This is a genomic window from Thermocoleostomius sinensis A174, assembly GCF_026802175.1.
In the GTDB taxonomy this organism is placed as follows: domain Bacteria; phylum Cyanobacteriota; class Cyanobacteriia; order Elainellales; family Elainellaceae; genus Thermocoleostomius; species Thermocoleostomius sinensis.
This window is the reverse complement of record NZ_CP113797.1, coordinates 5,300,320-5,319,070: the sequence shown is the minus strand read 5'-3', so window position 1 is coordinate 5,319,070 and position 18,751 is coordinate 5,300,320. Positions and strand designations below refer to the sequence as shown.

The window sequence follows — 18,751 nt, the reverse complement described above, 5'->3', positions numbered from 1 at the left end:
TTTGAAAGTGGGAGTAGCTCAAGTTCTTGAAGTTCACATGTAGTTTTACTGAAAGCAGGTTGCTATGTAAGAATCAGTCGGGACGCAGAGAGGGTAGTGGATGAATACGGGCAAAGTGAGAATTTACGAGTTATCAAAGGAATTGAATTTGGACAATCGAGATATTTTAGCCGTCTGTGATAAGCTCAACATTTCAGTTAAAAGTCACAGTAGTACGATCACAGAGGATGAAGCTGCACGCATTCGAACTGCCGCTGAGAAGTATGCCCACAGCCACACCTCATCTAAAACCTCTGGAGGACATGGTTCTTCTAAGTCATCGGCTGTGCAACCACCTGCCAAGAAACAACAGATTCTGGAGGTTCGCCGGAATCAACCTTTAGTTGGTCCCCCAAAACGCCCCACAACCGATGCCAAAGCCGTGCCACCTTCCCAGCCAGCACCGCCCCCGCCCCCCAATCGACCCGCTGTGAAGATGGATGCTCCGGAGGAAATGACACCAGACGTCGAAGAAACAGATCAGGCGGATTTGACAGCCCCCGTTGAGACGCCGGAAGTGACTCCATCGGTTGTGGCTCCAGATTCTCCAGATCCATCCGAGCATTCGGAGGATTCCTCGCCTGAGTCATCCCTCAGTCAAGACTTGAGCGCGCCTGAGCCGGTATCACCAACTGTAAAGCCTGAACCTGTCGCAGAAGTGTCTCCCGAATTAGTATCGCCACCGTCTCGTCCTGTACCACGATCGCCTGAACCAGTGCGATCAGAGTCTCAACCAACCAATTTGTCTAACCGACCAATTTTGAAGCGCACTAAGATTGAGACTTCGACTTCCGCGTCGCAAGAGAAGGCTTCAGGGCGAGAGACGAGCGATCGTTCTGGTCGAGAAGTGGCTTCAGGGTCCAAGGATGGACCGCGTCGCATTGGCAACACTGCCGGAGCATCAACGCTCATCAAACCGAAAGCGGTACCAGAACTACGCCGCAAGCCTACTCGCCCTAGTGCTGAAGGGAGCGACGGTGATGATAAAGCACCAGCGACAACTAGAATCGCCGAGGGAGATTCGGCCACTAGTGTGGTGTCTGAGGTTGATCCCCTAGAGTTGCGTCGCCCTGCTCCTCCACGTCCACCTAAACGGCATAAGGGATGGGAAGAAGAGGAAGAAGACGAAGAAGCAGCCAAGGCTAGCAAAGCTGTTCCGAAGGCCAAACGTCGCGCTCAGCCTGTTATTGATGATGAAGAAGAGGATATTGAAGACATCCTTGAAGAATTTGAGGATGAGGATGAAGCAGACGAGGACGAAAATGCGGCTACGCAGGTGAATCTCTCGCTCATGCGTCCGCCAAAGCCAAAACGCACCGCTCCGATGGGCAAGCCAGCTACACCATCTGCACCCATGCAGAAGCCAAAGCGATCGGGCGAGTCGCGCAATCTTAGACGCGATCGTCGTCAGGAAGAGATTCGGCAAAAACCAGAGGAGGTTGTGATTACGGGCAGTATGTCAGTTCACGATCTAGCGGATCTATTGGTTGTGCCTGAAACCGACATCATTAAAGCGCTGTTCTTCAAAGGAATCGCCGCTAACATCAATCAGATTCTTGACATTCCAACCATTACGATGGTGGCGGAGGAATTTGATGTGATAGTAACAACTGCTGAAGCCGAAGCCGAAGCGAAAAAAGTTACAGAGATGTTGGATGCAGCAGATCTTGACAAGCTTCAGCGCCGTCCTCCGGTCGTGACCATCATGGGGCACGTCGATCATGGTAAAACCACCCTACTTGACTCTATCCGTAAAACTAAGGTTGCTCAAGGTGAGGCCGGTGGCATTACCCAACACATTGGAGCCTATCATGTGGACGTGGAAATGGGCGGTCAGGTGCAGCAAGTGGTCTTCCTAGATACGCCAGGACACGAAGCGTTTACAGCCATGCGGGCTCGGGGGGCAAGGGTCACAGATATTGCTGTGCTGGTAGTGGCAGCCGACGATGGTGTGCGCCCCCAGACGATCGAAGCAATCAGCCACGCTAAGGCCGCGCAAGTTCCGATTGTGGTTGCCATCAATAAAATCGACAAAGAAGATGCTTCGCCCGATCGGGTTAAGCAGGAATTAACTGAATATGGCTTGGTGCCTGAGGAGTGGGGTGGCGATACCATCATGGTTCCTGTCAGTGCCATTCAAGGAGAAAATCTGGACACCCTGTTGGAAATGCTGTTGCTGGTAGCTGAAGTAGAAGATCTCTATGCCAACCCCGATCGGTTAGCTAGAGGCACCGTGATTGAAGCCAACTTGGATAAGTCTAGAGGTCCGGTGGCGACGCTGATTGTACAAAACGGAACGCTGAAAGTGGGGGATGTACTCGTGGCAGGTTCCGCCTTCGGCAAGGTCCGAGCCATGGTGGACGATCGGGGTAAGCGGGTAGACAAAGCCACTCCCTCCTTCGCAGTTGAAGTGTTAGGGCTAGGAGATGTACCCGCCGCTGGTGATGAGTTTGAAGTTTACAAGGACGAGAAAGAAGCGCGAGCGGTTGCCAATACTCGAGTTGATCAACAGCGACAGTCTCGATTGCAGCAAGCGATGGCATCCCGTCGTGTCAGCCTCAACACCCTTTCGGCTCAAGCTCAAGAAGGTGAGTTAAAGGAACTCAACTTGATCCTTAAGGCGGATGTGCAAGGTTCTGTGGAAGCGATTCTAGGAGCGTTGCAACAACTACCGCAGAAGGAAGTGCAGGTGCGGGTGCTGCTGGCGGCTCCGGGTGAAATCACCGAAACAGACGTAGATTTAGCAGCGGCAAGTTCTGCGGTCATCATTGGCTTCAACACTACCTTTGCCAGCGGTGCTCGTCAGGCAGCCGATGAGCTAGATGTCGATGTCCGAGACTACAACATCATCTACAAACTGCTGGAAGATGTGCAAGGCGCCATGGAAGGTCTACTGGAACCGGAAATGGTGGAAGAACCGTTGGGGCAAGCAGAAGTCCGGGCTGTCTTTCCAGTGGGTCGCGGTACGGTTGCTGGCTGTTATGTGCAGTCTGGCAAGATGGTTCGTAACTGTAAGGTGCGAGTCGTTCGGCGGGGCGAAGTGCTTCACACGGGCAACCTCGACTCTCTGAAACGGATGAAAGAGGACGCACGCGAAGTTAATGCTGGCTATGAATGTGGCATTGGCGTTGACAGCTTCAAGGATTGGGTCGAGGGTGATATCATTGAAGCCTTCCGCTTGGTTAGTAAGCGTCGGACGTTGTCGGTTTAGTGCCTAGCGGCTGTCCGATCGCCGCAAAGTTTATTCGGGTAGGTTCGCCTGCCCCTTTTTTTGCTTTATTACCCCTTATTGCACTGATCAGGAGATTGTGACATGAGCCTTCAGCGCATCCAACCCGGACCTGGACAAGAATCTGTTTGGGATTATCCGCGTCCACCTCGTTTAGAAGAGTCCTCTAAACACATTCAGGTGGTATTCAATGGTGAAGTCATTGCTGACACTCGTCGGGCTAAGCGCGTATTAGAAACAAGCCACCCTCCCGTCTATTACATTCCACCCGAAGATATTCAACAGCAGTATTTAACCCGCACTTCGCGATCGAGCTTTTGTGAATGGAAAGGACAGGCTGCCTACTATACAGTGACAGTGGGCGATCGCTCAGTCTCCGATGCAGCTTGGTTTTATCCTAGCCCTACCCCTGCCTTTGCTGGAATTCAAGACTATGTGGCCTTTTATCCCAGCAAGATGGAAGCGTGCTATGTAGAAGGCGAAAAAGTCACCGCACAACCTGGAGATTTTTATGGTGGCTGGATTACCCATGACATCGTTGGCCCTTTTAAAGGCGGAGTTGGAACGTGGGGATGGTGAGGAATGAAGCCTAAAAAACGAAGGCTAAAACTTAATCCCTAGCCCCACCCTCGATTTCTACTTCAGCTTTTGCTTAATGAATGTTAGCAGTTGCGACATTTGCTTCTTCAGCAGGTCAATTTCGGCTTGCATTTTCTCCATCTTCTGTATCAACCGTTGCACCTCAGCCGAGGACTCTGTTCGTTCAATGGGGGCGATCGTTGCCGCAGGAGTGGCTTGTGGACGCGGTAATTTAGCCTTCACCATTGCCGACTTAATAGCCTCAAACAACTGTTTTTGCTCAAATGGCTTTTCGATGAACTCAAAATACTCGAATGGCTCTGAAATTTTTTCGGTGACTTCTTCCCGTCGCCCCGACATCAGAACTAGTGGAATTGCTTGTAAATCCGTTTGATTTTGAATTTGCTGAAACACTTCCCACCCGCTCATGCGAGGTAGGAGAAAATCCAGCATGATTAAATTAGGTCGTTCTTGGCGGATGCAGTTCATTCCCTCTAGCCCATCTTTTGCTTCTAGAACTTCGAAGTTACCTTTGGGCAGCATATCTCGCACCATGTTGCGAATGACTCGACTGTCATCGATGACTAAAATTTTGTGACTTGCCACGGTGAACTCCTGTAAGGGTTAACTAGGAAGGGATAGGGCTAGAAAGACAAGAACGGAACACTTAAACTGGTTGTATAAGAACCGCCTGACAAAAATTTGGCGATGCTGAGCAACAATAAGCGGTGGACTGTTCTGAAGGGTGTCAACCAAAATAAAAGAAGAAATTGATTGAGAGAAATGGCGCAACAGCGTCGAATCCATCGCCAGCCTGCCAACCTTACTATTCCCTAAAATGCCCAGAATCTATCCAGAATCTATTCAGAATCTGGTGAGGACTGTCCGAGAGCCTATTCACGATATGAACATGCTTAGCTGTGAACCCACCCAATCTCCATGTCTTTAGAAAGTTATCAAACTGAACCTACTGCCAGTGAAGAACAACATGTGACGCTGTCAAGCACGATGGCTCCCTTGAACTTGCCGAACTGGTTGCGTCGTCCAATCGGAAAAGCGAGCGAAATCTCGACCGTTCAGCGCATTATCAAACAACGGCAAATTCACACAATTTGCGAAGAAGGGCGCTGTCCCAATCGGGGAGAATGCTATGCCCAAAAAACGGCCACTTTTCTGTTGATGGGGCCAACCTGCACCCGTGCTTGCGCCTTTTGCCAAGTGGATAAAGGACATGCGCCGATGCCGATCGACCCGAATGAGCCAAAGAAGGTGGCAGAATCGGTGCAGCTTCTGGAGTTACGCTATGTGGTGCTAACGTCGGTCGCGCGAGATGATTTGCCCGATCAAGGAGCCACTTGGTTTGTGGAGACAATGACAGCCATCCGATCGGTGAACCCCGACACGCAAATTGAGGTACTGACGCCCGACTTTTGGGGTGGTCCAGGTGGAGAAGCCAGTCAGCGAGAGCGGATTGCCGCGATTGTACAGGCACGTCCGGCTTGCTATAATCACAATCTTGAAACAGTGCGGCGGTTACAAGGGCCAGTGCGCCGCGGCGCAAAATACGATCGATCGCTGCGAGTGCTACAAGTTGTTAAGGAACTTGATGCTAGCATTCCCACCAAGTCAGGGTTGATGTTGGGGCATGGAGAAACGGAAGCTGAAATTTTGGACGCGTTGCAAGATCTGCGAGCGGTTGGGTGCGATCGGGTAACTCTGGGGCAATATATGCGGCCATCCCTAGAGCATTTGCCAGTTCAGAAGTATTGGACCCCAGAGGAATTCGATCGCTTGGGTGCAATGGCTCGTGAGTTGGGCTTTTCACATGTGCGATCGGGACCGCTGGTGCGTAGCTCGTATCACGCCGGAGAAGCACCGTGAGCTAGAGTGGTTGGAGTGTTATTGTGGCGGAGATGGCGGTTCTGGAGTCGGGACTTTTTCATCATCGCGCAGCCCTCGGACTTCGCACGGAGCACCTTCGGTAATGATCACATCTTGCGTTTGGCGCGTAAGAATGACTTCCTGTTCGTCATGTGCCGATCGAACTATCCGCACCTGATACTCGGATTCTGTATACGTCGTTTTCATTGGTAGTACTCATGAACTATATTCTACTGCCCAGTAAATTATAGTCATCTAGTCTTCAATTGAGGGGTTGTCTCGGCAAACTTTTCATAGCGATTTATTACGAAAGTATCTTTGTTGAGGTACAAAGTGAGACGGAGGGCTAGTGATGGAGTATCACCTAAGAGGGTGTTTGAAAAGATTTGAGGTGTCAAATTAACGACAAACATCCATCACCCACATCAGAAAAGGGGCGCCATCGAACCCGCCGTCTACCCAAATGGTGATTAAGCGTGAAACCTTTTTCTTCATCCGTTTGACTCGTTTGAGGACACGTTTGCCCCCTTCGCGTTCCCCCAGGTTTGCCGCACTCACAAACACCCGCAAAACCAGTCCTAACGTATCCACCGTTAAAAATCGTTTGCGTCCTGTAATCAGCTTGCCTCCATCAAAGCCAACTTGTTGATGAACTCCTGCTGCACTCTTGATGCTTTGGCTATCGATGATCGCTTCTGATGGACTAGGATAGCGTTGCGCATCGATGCGAACCCACTGGTGCAACTGGTCATGAATGGAAATCCAGGTGCCGTCCAATCGCCAGTTGCGGAAGTACGTGTACACCGTCTGCCAGGCTGGGAAATCACCAGGTAAAGAACGCCAACGACAGCCTTCAACCAGAACATAGAGCATGGCATTGAGCACCTCCCACAGGTCAACGCTGCGAGGACGACCACCTGGCTTTGCTGCTGGAATTAATTCACTCAAAACCTCATATTGGGCGCGGGTTAGGTTACTGGGATATGCTTTACTCATCTGACTCACTCAGGGCTGTAGATATTTGCTATTCGCAGCCTACACTGAGTGAGCTTTTTTACGACCTTCCTGGCTTCTCAAACACCCTCTAACACTTCCTGTAAACTCAGACGACAACAGAAAAAAGAGGCAGTCTACCAACTACCTCTAAAACAGCATCACGAGGCAAACAGAGCTTAGGCAGATAAATTCATCCAGTGTCTTTTATGGGGAAGAAGCTTGGCTGAATTCATCTACATTTTTAGATTAAAGAAATTTGCTTGAAAAAAGGCTGCAATTTCTGCCAAGTTGTTAGCTATTATCCGATCGGATGCTGGCACAAAACTACATGCTAATTTGCTGCGCCGCGGGTGTCCTAGCCAGAGCACCAGAGCGCCCCACTACATACACCACTATATAAAGCTGAAATAAAACTAGCAGCAAGCCTTGACGCTCAGTAGTAAATTACTTAGTAATCCTATAATCGGAGTCATCACCGTGCTGAGCCGCTTTTTTCGCTCTCCTTTTCATCGGCGGAGCATCCTATTTCTCGCTGGTTTGTTGATTTGTCTAAGTCTTGGACATCTGTCGTGGAATGGGTCGTTGCCGCAACTGAGCTTGGCAGCACAAGCGCAAACAGCACCTGCCGATCGCGCCACTGCAACTCGACAAGTGCAGCAAGGAGTAGAACGCTATCAAGTCGGGGACTATTCAGCGGCGATTGAGCAATGGCAAGCGGCTTTAAGCACCTATCAGGCAGTTGGTGATGCAGAGAGTACGGCGATCGTCCTGGAGAACTTAGCCCGAGCTTACCAGTCGCTGGGACAAACTGACGCTGAAATTCGTTATTGGCAGCAAGCCAACCGTATTTATCAACAACTCAACAATCGATTGCAGGTTGGGCGAATGCTGACCGAACAGGCCCAAGTCTACAGTCGCCTAGGACAATATCGCAATGCGATTACGCTATTGTGTTCCCCTAATCCGGGTCAGCCCTGCGATGATGGTAGCGCTATCCAAATTGCGCAAGAGACGAACGATCGCAGCGGAGAAGCGGCTGCATTAGGCAGTTTGGGTGATGCCTATCGACTGCGGGGAGAGTATCAGCCAGCAATCCAATATCTACAAGCTGGACTGGAGATCAGCCAAAGCCTGGACAAACCCGCCTATTTGATTTCTACCTATAACAGCTTAGGAAATGCCTACTTGAGCTTAGCGCAAGTCAATTACCGTCGCGCCCAGTCTTCAGAACAAATTGAAGACTATCGAGAGGCCGAAGCATTTAGACAACAAGGGTTAACCCACGATGCAGAAGCCCTACAATACTTTACGCGAGGCATCAATGTCGCACAATCGCACAATGATCGACTCGGACAAGTGCGGTTGCGGCTAAGTAGTGTGCCAGCGGCTTATCGGACAGAGGGCAAATCAGCAGGCGATCGAGCCTTGCAGCAGGTTCTTGATCACTGGCAGAACTTATCTAGCTCGCAAGAGAAAGTCTACGCGGCGATCGACTTGGCTCGGCTGTTGCGGCTAGCTCCTGGAGCCGAAGCCGTTTCTGCTTTTGCTCAGTGCGATGAAACCATCAATCCTCAAGCGGAATTGTTGCTAGAACAAGCCGTCACCATCGCCCAGCAGATTAATAATCGTCGGGCTGAATCGTTTGCTTTGGGAGAACTGGGACACATTTATGAATGCCAAGCAAATTACGATCGGGCGCTGACGCTGACGCGACAAGCACAATGGGCTGCCGATCAAGACTTGCAGGCTAGAGATAGTTTGTATTTGTGGCAATGGCAAGCCGGACGCATTTTTAAAGCGAAGGAACAAGAAAAGCCCGATCTCGCCATTCAAGCCTATGAAGAAGCGATCGCGACACTCAATACTATTCAAGATGACATTCTAGTTGCCAGTCGTGAAATTCGCTTTGATTTTCGTGATACGGTTGAACCCATTTATCGAGAACTGGTAGAACTTCGCTTAACCCAGGAACAACCTTCGGTAGTAATTACAGAATTGACCGATCGTCAGCGCAATCTATACCGAGCACTCGATACGCTGGATGCCTTAAAGTTAGCTGAATTGCAAAATTACTTTGGCAATGATTGCGTCTTGACGGCTGTTACGACCGATGAAGTCAACTTAGCAGATACCGATCCGCAGGCTGCCGTTTTCAGTACAGTTATTCTGGACGATCAGGCAGCGGTGATTATGAGTTTTCGTAGTGATCAACAATCCTTGCAACAACAATTTGAATGGATTAAAGATGACAATGATAACTTTGTTAGCCGCGATGCATTGACTGAGGAAATCAATCAATATCGTCGTAGTTTGGAACGAGTTCGCGATGCCATTCCTGGTGCAACCTTGGCAGGATATCGACCGGAACAAGCCCAGCGCATATATAACTGGATTATTCGTCCGTTTGTTCCCCTCTTGGATAATCAGGGAATTACTACCTTAGTGTTTGTTCAAGATGGCATTTTTCGTAGCGTGCCCATGGCGGCTCTCTATGATGGCAACCAGTTTTTGATTGAGCGCTATGCAATTGCCACCACACCTAGCTTAACACTAACAGATTTTCAGCCCATTGGTCGCCAAGAGTTGCGGGCCTTGGCACTGGGGTTAACGGAGAGTGCGACGGTGGACGGTCGGCGCTTTCCAGAACTTGCCTATGTCGATGCAGAAATTGCTGCCATTAAAACAACTTTGCCCGATAGTTTGGGTTTATTGAATCAGGAGTTTACCCGCGATCGCTTACAGCAGCAACTAGACACTGATACTTTTCCGATTATTCACATCGCCACCCACGGACAATTTAGTGCAGAAGCAGAGAACGCTTTCTTGGTTACAGGATATGATCCTCGTAGTAGCACACAAAAGCTGACAATTAATGACCTCGATGACATTATTCGTCAGATTAGCGCTCGTAGTCCAGTTGATTTGTTGGTGCTCAGTGCTTGTCAAACGGCGGCAGGAGACGATCGAGCGGCCCTTGGTTTGGCTGGTATTGCTGCCCAAGCAGGCGCGCGCAGTGTTTTAGCGTCTCTATGGTCCGTTAACGATCCGGCAACCACACAATTGGTGACACAGTTCTATCAAAATTTAGCAAGCACAACCACCACTAAAGCTGAGGCACTGCGATCGGCCCAATTGTCTCTGCTTCAATCGAGTGGAAGGACGGCTCATCCAGCTTTCTGGTCAGCTTTTATTTTGATTGGTAACTGGCTATAGGGGCTTTTCTGATCTCTTCACCATCAGCGTGTAGCTTCATGAACAAAGTTGAACCACTCAAAGATGTTCAAGGTATTGTGGAATTACGAATCCAACTTTGTACCTTAATTTATAGAAATCACTATGTCTAAGGAAAATGTGTTTGAATTCCTCGTCGCAGCCGCTGAGGACGAACAATTGAAGGACAAATTACAACGTGTAACAAATGAGGGGGAACTGGCAAACGTTGGGCAAGAAGAAGGATTTGAGTTTTCTTCAGAACATGTTGAAGAAGCATTAACAGAACTCAAGCGAACACCTGGTTTTTTTAGTGCACTGGCAGAGGCTGTACTAGGAATTTTTTCCCCTAGTCATGACGACTATCCAACGACGGGGGTGCAACCGTTTACAGGTGAACCTAGTCGTCGATCCTGAAGCAGCGCTCTAGAGTTAGTCTGGTCTCGTGATTGACTTATCGCTCTTATGACGGTTCATGGTATTGGCTTGTCCTTCTACCATCGGCTGCCGTCATGTCTCCACTGTCCTGTAATTTTGCTTCAGTCCTCCGATGAGGACTTTTTTTAGCTCAAAGTTTAGATTAAATCGCTTAACGACTCTATACTATTGTTCATATTCCTTAAATTTCTTGGCTCATATCGTTTGGATACTTCCTGTAATCATGACTACTCTGCTGACCGATCTACTCTCTCTACGATCGAACCTGGATGCCACTTGGCTGTCGGGGCTAACATTATGGTCGCTGGCATTATATTTGGGGTTCTTTCCAGCTAGTGACTGGGTGATAGAACAATTAACCCAGTGGCTCAAGGTTGCTGAGCGATCGCTTCATACCTCAACCGCCGAGTTTGAACGAACACGTAATGCCCGAGAATCTCAAACTGCGTTTTTGGCTTCTCTGCTCAGCATTGTGCCATTTCTGATTGTAGGGGCAGGATGCAATTGGCTGATAGATGTGGGTCTGGGGCGCAGTTGGACTATCAGTATGGGCATCATTGCCTGCATCGGTTGCGGTGTCTATGAGTTAGGACGACGTGATGGTCAATCTGCGGACGAATGAGCCAGTTTGCCAACTTGATGGAGTGGTCTTTGCCTGAATACAGGGTGACAGTGAAAATGACGATATCACTGATGCATAGGAATTTCAATAATAAACTCTGCGCCTTGTCCAGGTGCAGAGACACACCTTAACGTTCCCCCATGTTTTTCTGTGACAATTTGATAGCTAATCGACATGCCCATTCCTGTGCCTTTACCAACAGGCTTTGTCGTGAAAAAGGGGTCAAACAATCGCTGCCTGACCGCTTCTGGCATTCCAGGGCCATTGTCCGCAATCCGAATCACGATGCGATCGCCATCTAACGCTTCCGTACAAATCCGAATGGAGTAGCCAGTGTCAATCTCAGTCTGAGCAGCTAGTGTAGCCAAAGGCTTTGACCTAGCAGTATTCAAAGCTAATTGTTCTATTCCATCTTCGATCGCATCAATGGCGTTACTCAAAATATTCATGAATACTTGATTGAGTTGTCCAGCATAGCATTCCACAGGGGGTAAATCACTATATTCTTTGATCACTTCAATCGTTGGGCGATAGTATTCTATCTCGGGTGTTCGTACTGAACGTGCTTTGAGGCGATTTTGTAAAATCATCAGCGTGCTGTCGATGCCTTCGTGCAAATCAACCGCTTTGAATTCGGCTTCATCCATTCGAGAAAAGGTTCGTAATGACGCCACAATTTGTTGAATGCGTTCAGCTCCTACTCTCATCGAAGACAGCAGCTTGGGCAAATCTTCAACCAGAAAATCCAGATCGATCGCATCCGCTTCTTGCAGAATTTCAACATTGGCGTCGGGGTAGTATTGTTGATAGAGTTGAATTAATCGAATTAAATCCTGTGTATAGTCATTCGCGTGGCTGAGGTTTCCGTAAATAAAATTAACCGGATTATTAATTTCGTGCGCCACCCCTGCCACCAATTGCCCCAAACTTGACATTTTCTCACTCTGTATCATTTGAGACTGAGTACGTTGCAATTCTTCCAGCGTTTGTTCAAGGCGCTCAGCTTGCCGTTGCGCCATTTCCCCAGACAAACGACTCTGTTTATACAGTTCTGCTTGATCGATTGCGATGGCTAAACTATCGGCTACCGCTTGCAACAATTCAACTTCACTGTCCTGCCACCGACGAGGTTGTGAATGAGAACAACTAACCAAGCCTACCTCTCCTGATTGGGTGTGAACTGGGAGCTTTAAGATTGCCCGATAGTTTTGCAAAGAAAAATGTCGAAGGGATAAATCCACCCAGGCTTGTGCTGGACATGTTTCTATTTCACTTGCTTCCACTAATTTAGTAATATCATCAACACATAGTAATTCTCGATCGATTCCTTTTTGAGTAATCAAAGCGTTTTCGCTTGTAGAAATACGTGAGCCAATCATGCTCACCATTTCTGCTTTCTTAGCTTCTTGAATGATTTCCCAATAGGGTTCTTCTTCATCTAAACGATACCAAATAAATAGACAACGATCGATATCTAAAAACTCTCGAATCATTTCTACGGCTGTTGCCAAAATTCGATTTACATCGAGCGAACTCCGAATTTGTTTTGTCAGTTGGTTAAGCAATTGCTCTCGCTCAGCCTTTTCTCGTAGCTGCATTTCCGATTGCAGTAGCGCCGCTTCGGCTTGTTTGCGATCGGTAATATCGTGCATCACTACAACTGCTCCTAGCTTCTTCCCCTGCCCGTCAAAAAATGCTTGTCCACTGGCTAGCAGCGTTCGGCATTTGCCCTGTTTCGGCACAATCATCATTTCCACGTTTTTAACAATTTCACCCTGAAACGCGCGGAACAAAGGAATCTCCTCAACCTGCATTCGCGTGATGCCATCTTCACGAAATAAGTCGAAATGGTTCGCCCATTCTTCGGCTGGTAGTGCTTGCTCTGGCAATCCATGAAACTCGCGTGTGGCTCGGTTAAAGAGCGTTAAGATGCCATTTTCATCACACGCCACAATGCCATCTTCAAAGTGATTTAACAACGCTTTCAAAAATTCTCGTTCTTTTATAAGCGCCACTTCGGCTTGTTTGCGCTCGCTAATGTCTGTAATGGATACCACCAGTCCTAAAACTTCACCTGTTTGATTGCGAATTGCATCGATACGCAGCAATCCCTGAAAGCAACGACCTGTACGCGCTTGAAACTCGGTCTCTGCAATCCACGATTGCCCCTTCATCATCTGCTGAAACATTGTTTGTGCCATCTCAGGTTGGGTGTGTAAGACAGCGATACCACCCAGTTCATTGAACCCTTCTACGGTCTCACACCCAAATAGTTGAGAGAAAGCAAGATTTTGATAAAAGTGATGACCAGTTGAGGTTGCAAAGCCAATGGCATCACTGGAACTATTCACTGCATACTTATAGAGCAACAAGGCTTGTTCTGCTTTCTGGCGATCGCTAATTTCCTGTTGTAACTGAGATACGGTTTGCTGCAACTCAATGGTGCGTTCTTTAACTCGGTATTCTAAACTTTGTTTTGCTTCCTGCACTGTCAATTCAGCAAGTTTACGATCGGTAATATCCATTGAAATTCCTGTCGTTCCAATTACCAATCCGGCTTCATCATATACAGGTGCTTTGGTTGTGACAAACCAGCGGAGTCCTTCAGTAATGGGAACTCGTTCTTCATATACAACAGGTTGCTCTGTTTGCATAACCTGTTGATCTTCTTGGATAAATGTTTCTGCTTCGACTGATGGCCAAATGGCTCGATCGGTGTTGCCTAAAATTGCACCTATCTCCATACCAACAGCACGGCTAAAGGACTGATTCACTACCTGATGTTTACCTTCTCGATCTTTAAACCAAATGCGATGAGGAATGTTATCAAGAATGGCTCGTAGCAAATGTTGTTGACGGCGAATTTCGGCTTCTGCCCGCTTTTGATTAGTGATGTCATGTATTGTACCTACCAAAAACTTATTGGCCGTAGCATCCTCAAAATAGGTTTTTTTAACAGCGATAAAATGGGTTTCTTCATCATTGAAAATTGCTTCTTCAGTAATACATTCAATACCTGTTGCTAATACACTATGATCTTGTTTTCGATAGCGATCGGCTTGTTCAGGTGCATACAAATCATAATCAGTCTTTCCTAGCAGTTCTTCTCGCGTGGCTCCCATAAAGGTACAAAATGCATCATTAAATTGCACCCAACAATAATCTTCATTTTTAACAAAAATTGGATCAGATGTGCCGTTCAGTACGGCATCTAAAAAAATTCGAGATGCTTGCAGTTGTTGTTCAACCCGTTTGCGATCAGTTATGTCCATTGAAATTCCCGTAACACCAATCAGCATTCCCAAATGATTGTATACGGGTGTTTTAATGGTGGTAAACCAACTTTCGGTTCCATCTGGCAACGTCACCTGTTCTTCAAATGCAATGCTTTGTCCTGCTTCCATCACGCGCAAATCTTCTTGGCGAAATACTTCTGCTTCGTCATAAGACCAGATCTCGAATTCTGTTTTGCCAATTAATTGTTCGGGTGCCAGCCCAATTGCTAAGCTATGGGCTTGATTAATGGCTATATAGGTTCCAACTTCATCCTTGAACCAAACTCGGTGCGGAATATTATCCAGAATTGATCGCAGTAACCACTGTTGTTGTTTAACTTCTTTTTCTGCCTGCCTGCGGTTGGTCATATTATAGACAGTCGATCGGCTCATCAAATAACGTCCTTGCGGATCTTTTACGGCCGTTGCACGAAGTAATACAGGAAGGATTGTGCCATCGATGCGAATCATCTCTAAATCTAGATCTTGAACAAAACCGCGCTGCTTAAAGACTAAAAAATCTCGTTCAAACAGTTCACGACTTTCGATTGTTAATAAGTCCGAGAATTTTACTTTGCCAATGATGGATTCGCGGCTGTATCCTAACCACGTCAATTCAGTTTCATTAATTTGAATGAAAAAGCCCTCTTCATCGATCGAGTGATAACCACAAGGAGCATTATTGTATAAATCTGTGACTTGTTCAGCGTATCGCTTTAGTAAGCCTTGCGTTTGCTGGCGAGTTTGTGCGAGGCCCTCGGTTTGTTGAATGGCAATTTCCAAATGCAACGCAACGTGCTGAACGAAACTGACTTCGTCAGGTTGCCACTGACGCGATCGAGTACATTGGTGGACACAAAGCACGCCCCATTGTTGCTTGGCATAGAACAAGGGAACGGTTAGACTAGCCTGTGTCTGTAGAGGAGTGGACTCTGGCAGCACAGCTTCTGCAACGCACTCATCGTCCAGATGCATCTGTGAGCGACACCGAAAAACGGTCACCCGATCGGCTTGCAGACGTTGGCGAGCATCGATAACTGCGGCTTGCAGAATGGAATCAAGGGGTGCCGCCTCGCGAATTTTGTGAAGTAGATTTAGAAAACAGCTATCTTGAGGTTGATGATTCCAATGACCATAAAACATTCCAGATTGCTCGTGTGAACCATCCGGTGGGAAAAATTCTGAAGGCATCATGTCAGTTGATTGGCTCTAATCTGGCTATTGCCTAGAGTTCCCTCAAACCAGCACGGTGCACCAAGGGGTTGTTGTTCAACGGTTTAAGATATCTCAGATCTTGCAGCATTCTCGATAAGCCCAATCAGGTAGACGTTTGAGAACAATTTCAAAGTCAAATCGCACCGCAAGTTCACCTCGACGTTGAATTAACTTTAGCAATTGACACCAGATCACTAAAGGGAACAAGATGGACGACGCTAAATCATTTGCCTGTGCCCAATTCAGTTGAGGTAGCAAGGACCTGCGGTCTAACGACCCCAATCACCGACCGCAGATAACTTTGGCAACTTACCCGACAACTTGACTTCGTTCCAGTGCAGCGGGGTTGTTAGGTTGCGGCTACACCCGTAAGCTTAAACGAAGCCTTCATCAACTAACTTTCCCTCTTTACTAGTAATCTCATGACGCTGCCCTGTCCACCGACAACACGACACCAACTCTCAGAAATCAACTTTGCATTTTTCCCCTCACCATCAAGCCAATAACTAAATCCGCCATACATGTCAGGAATCGGAAACCACATTTGAGGTTGCTCTACTTCTAGCAATGGTTCTAACTCCGGAAGTCTAAGCCTATATTTTTGAACCCAATCATCTGCTCGATCGAGAATGATGTCGTGAAAATGGAGTTGAATTTTTTGAAATGTTGTATGAGAAATATGTGTTTTGTAGACTGGCTCTAGCAACTGAATCAAGCCCTGATAGCCTTTTCGTTTTGCAATATCTACCGCTCTTTCATCAGCGATATTCCGTAACGTCCGCCATGCTCCCATGCCTACCATTTTCTGTACCACTTCTACTGGCGCGTTTCCATGTGCAGCTTGATGGAGAGGTGTGTATAGAGATTGCCCATCAGGACGAGTCACATTGATCAAATCTGGACGCTCATCAAGAATTTCAAGAGTTTTCTTCCAGTTATATTGCTTGGCGGCATCTGCAAGTGCATGACGAATCACAACTTCATCGTCCCGAAGCACCTCCGATTTAGTGATACCGTCCCATTCAGCAGCCATTGCTCTAAACTCTTAATCCTAAATCAACTATAAAACTTCCTTTTTCTCAGAAAGCTTTCAGACCATTGTTCCCACAGATAACGCAAAGCCAGCTAACGTTCCGCTTCACCCGACGCTAGCAACCTTTCGCACTCAACCAAAAACCTCTATATAGTTGGTGTGCAAGCGGATTGTTATACGGCATGTACATGCTTCAACTCTTCATCACTGACCACCTTTGGGGTAACAATACTCAGTCTTCGGTCGCCTCGATGCCCAGTTGCTTCAGTCGCTCAAGGTTGTCTTTCATGGTCTTGAGTGCTTCTGGGGAGTGTCCCTGCCAATCTATGACCTCGCCCGTGACCCGCAGTGGCTCCCGCGAGCGGTATGATTTTGTTGGATTACCGGGGAATTTCTTGTCCGTCACATTGGGGTCATCCTCGATCGAACCAATCGGTTCCACGATGTAGATCCTTTCGCGTCCTTCGCCGAGGGCTAGTTCTGCACCCCAGATTGCCGCATCCAGGGTGGCAGCCAGATAAACGTAGGTCGCCTTCTTCCGCTGACCGTAGTTAGAGTGATAGCCAGGTTCGATCAAATCCCCCGATTTCAGGTCTGCCCGTGTGCCATGATAAAGAGTCCACTTTGTTACCTCACCGATGACCCGCAACGGCTCCCGCGAGCGGTATAACCTCGACAGGTGCTTCGGAGCCTTCTGATCCGTCAGTTCGGGGGCATCTTCAATTGAACCGATCGGCTCTACAATGTAGACTCTGCCGTGACCTTCGCCGCTCGCCAGTTCAGCCTCCCAGATGGCTGCATCCAAAGTCGGAGTGAGGTAGACATAGGTTGCCAGGGAATTGCAGGACTCGATCAGATCTCCTGGATTCAGGTTTGCTTTTGTGCCGTAGTAGAACTGCTGCGAACTTAGGTCGTTGGTTGCCATAGGTTCGTTCCTCATACTGTTGGCTGCATTGAAATCACGGGATAGTTATAACTCTCTTTGACAACTAAACCATCTTTCCAATAGCCAATCGAAAGTTGATTGCTTTTGTTGTCAATGGTTTGATCACCATATCTGATCGTGAAATCGTTATACCAATTGGAAACTACAACGAAGTCATAGGTGTGATCGGCTGAGACTGCAATATCTTGACTGATCAGCTTAGACTCTCTAAACTCAACCAGCATCTCGTTAAAAAAAACGGCTCTCCCTTGGCGACAGGCTTCTTTTCCTGTAGTGACTGTACCGTCACCTTCAATCATCACAATATCTTCGGCATAGTATTTTTCCAATGCAACCGAGGTTTGAAAGGTTGCAACTAGGTGGTTAATGTCTTCTAGCTTGGATTGCAGTTCTTCGAAAGTCATAGCAATAGGAGTGTTTATTTTTGTCTAGATGTTTCTTCAAGAAGTTCTATGACATGACAGCTATTGATTATGAACTAATCTCTCCTCAAACGGATTGTAAAAAATTGACCTTAATCAGACAGGACGACATGACAGCGGTGAAAGCCCCGTTGATCTAGATATTCGGTTGGCGTACAATCTGCAAATGCTCGAAAGTCATGAATTAAGTGTGCTTGGTCAAAATAGCCACAGGTAAAAGCAATATCTAGCCAATCAACAGGGGCTTTGACTGACAGCATCTCCAAAACTTTCTGAAATCGCTGAATCCGACAAAACAGCTTAGGTGTAATGCCAACCTGATCTCGAAATAGTTGGTTGAAATGGCGAGCACTGAACCCGGTTTGTTCAGTGATGGAACGAATGGTTGAATTCGCAGATTGCTGCAATTGCTGCAATGCAAAATTGACAGCAGGATGGTAATTAATCGGTCGCAACATCTGCATCAAAAATTGTTCCAACACCCAGAAGCGAGTTTCTGGAGCAGATTCTTGCACTAGGCGATCTCGCAACTCTGCGGCACGAGTTTTCCATATCTCGTTCACAGAAATCCTTTCGTTATAAAGTTCGCCAGCAGGTAGCTCAAAGAATGCTCCACCTCCTCCTGGTTTGAAATGCACACCTATCACAGATATTTTGCCAGCGTCGCGAATGATAAAGTTTTCAGAGTGTGTCCCACAAATCATTGTGCCATTGGTACTACCACACTGTATTCGACTGTGACGATCGAATAGTGGAATCCTATCCTCATCCAGATTGATCACTAATTCCATTGTCCCCATTGGCAGCAACCGGGTCTGCACTACCGACAAATTATCGCCTTCCCTCATCCAAAAAAATTCTATGAA

General features: G+C 47.5%; 13 protein-coding genes and 1 pseudogene. 6 read left to right on the top strand and 8 right to left on the bottom strand.

Annotated features, from left to right (window positions below; genetic code table 11):
• Positions 1 to 100: 100 nt before the first annotated feature.
• Together infB and OXH18_RS23045 are read left to right on the top strand one after the other, a co-directional pair.
• Entirely contained in the window at positions 101 to 3,250 is a 3,150-nt protein-coding gene (gene infB, locus OXH18_RS23050; RefSeq protein WP_268609845.1) for a translation initiation factor IF-2, read from the top strand.
• Between the two features lie 102 nt (positions 3,251 to 3,352).
• On the top strand, positions 3,353 to 3,847 hold the full coding sequence (locus tag OXH18_RS23045; RefSeq protein ID WP_268609844.1) for a DUF427 domain-containing protein: 495 nt from the start codon (positions 3,353 to 3,355) through the stop codon (positions 3,845 to 3,847).
• 57 nt (positions 3,848 to 3,904) lie between these two features.
• Here OXH18_RS23045 and OXH18_RS23040 read toward each other — a convergent pair whose 3' ends face one another.
• Positions 3,905 to 4,453: a response regulator gene (locus OXH18_RS23040; protein ID WP_268609843.1), complete on the bottom strand. Its 549-nt coding sequence runs from the start codon at positions 4,451 to 4,453 to the stop codon at positions 3,905 to 3,907.
• Between the two features lie 402 nt (positions 4,454 to 4,855).
• Between OXH18_RS23040 and lipA the strand changes: the two genes are divergently transcribed.
• Entirely contained in the window at positions 4,856 to 5,728 is an 873-nt protein-coding gene (lipA, locus tag OXH18_RS23035) for a lipoyl synthase (protein WP_268613240.1), read from the top strand.
• Positions 5,729 to 5,746: 18 nt separating this feature from the next.
• On the opposite strand, the gene OXH18_RS23030 is transcribed toward lipA, so the two are convergent.
• Together OXH18_RS23030 and OXH18_RS23025 are read right to left on the bottom strand one after the other, a co-directional pair.
• On the bottom strand, positions 5,747 to 5,935 hold the full coding sequence (locus tag OXH18_RS23030) for a hypothetical protein (protein ID WP_268609842.1): 189 nt from the start codon (positions 5,933 to 5,935) through the stop codon (positions 5,747 to 5,749).
• Between the two features lie 204 nt (positions 5,936 to 6,139).
• Positions 6,140 to 6,724 (bottom strand): annotated as a pseudogene (locus OXH18_RS23025) (IS5 family transposase); the annotation flags it as partial.
• 477 nt (positions 6,725 to 7,201) lie between these two features.
• On the opposite strand from OXH18_RS23025, the gene OXH18_RS23020 reads away from it, so the two are divergent.
• From OXH18_RS23020 to OXH18_RS23010, 3 genes are all read left to right on the top strand, one after another.
• Positions 7,202 to 9,937: a CHAT domain-containing protein gene (locus OXH18_RS23020; protein WP_268609840.1), complete on the top strand. Its 2,736-nt coding sequence runs from the start codon at positions 7,202 to 7,204 to the stop codon at positions 9,935 to 9,937.
• Between the two features lie 123 nt (positions 9,938 to 10,060).
• Entirely contained in the window at positions 10,061 to 10,351 is a 291-nt protein-coding gene (locus tag OXH18_RS23015) for a Nif11-like leader peptide family natural product precursor (RefSeq protein WP_268609839.1), read from the top strand.
• 253 nt (positions 10,352 to 10,604) lie between these two features.
• Positions 10,605 to 10,994, top strand: a complete 390-nt coding sequence (locus tag OXH18_RS23010) for a hypothetical protein (protein ID WP_315874788.1) — start codon at positions 10,605 to 10,607, stop codon at positions 10,992 to 10,994.
• A 65-nt stretch (positions 10,995 to 11,059) separates the two neighbouring features.
• On the opposite strand, the gene OXH18_RS23005 is transcribed toward OXH18_RS23010, so the two are convergent.
• The 5 genes from OXH18_RS23005 to OXH18_RS22985 form a co-directional block, all read right to left on the bottom strand.
• Positions 11,060 to 15,463 carry a PAS domain S-box protein gene (locus OXH18_RS23005; RefSeq protein WP_268609837.1) on the bottom strand — a complete coding sequence of 1,468 codons (4,404 nt, stop codon included), beginning with the start codon at positions 15,461 to 15,463 and terminating at the stop codon, positions 11,060 to 11,062.
• A 415-nt stretch (positions 15,464 to 15,878) separates the two neighbouring features.
• On the bottom strand, positions 15,879 to 16,517 hold the full coding sequence (locus OXH18_RS23000) for an ankyrin repeat domain-containing protein (protein ID WP_268609835.1): 639 nt from the start codon (positions 16,515 to 16,517) through the stop codon (positions 15,879 to 15,881).
• Between the two features lie 232 nt (positions 16,518 to 16,749).
• Positions 16,750 to 17,442, bottom strand: coding sequence for an NAD(+)--rifampin ADP-ribosyltransferase (gene arr / locus OXH18_RS25585; protein WP_268609834.1), 693 nt, complete (start codon positions 17,440 to 17,442; stop codon positions 16,750 to 16,752).
• Positions 17,443 to 17,453: 11 nt separating this feature from the next.
• Positions 17,454 to 17,867: a Cif family virulence factor gene (locus OXH18_RS22990; RefSeq protein ID WP_268609832.1), complete on the bottom strand. Its 414-nt coding sequence runs from the start codon at positions 17,865 to 17,867 to the stop codon at positions 17,454 to 17,456.
• Positions 17,868 to 17,977: 110 nt separating this feature from the next.
• On the bottom strand, positions 17,978 to 18,733 hold the full coding sequence (locus OXH18_RS22985) for a helix-turn-helix domain-containing protein (RefSeq protein WP_268609831.1): 756 nt from the start codon (positions 18,731 to 18,733) through the stop codon (positions 17,978 to 17,980).
• Positions 18,734 to 18,751: the final 18 nt, after the last annotated feature.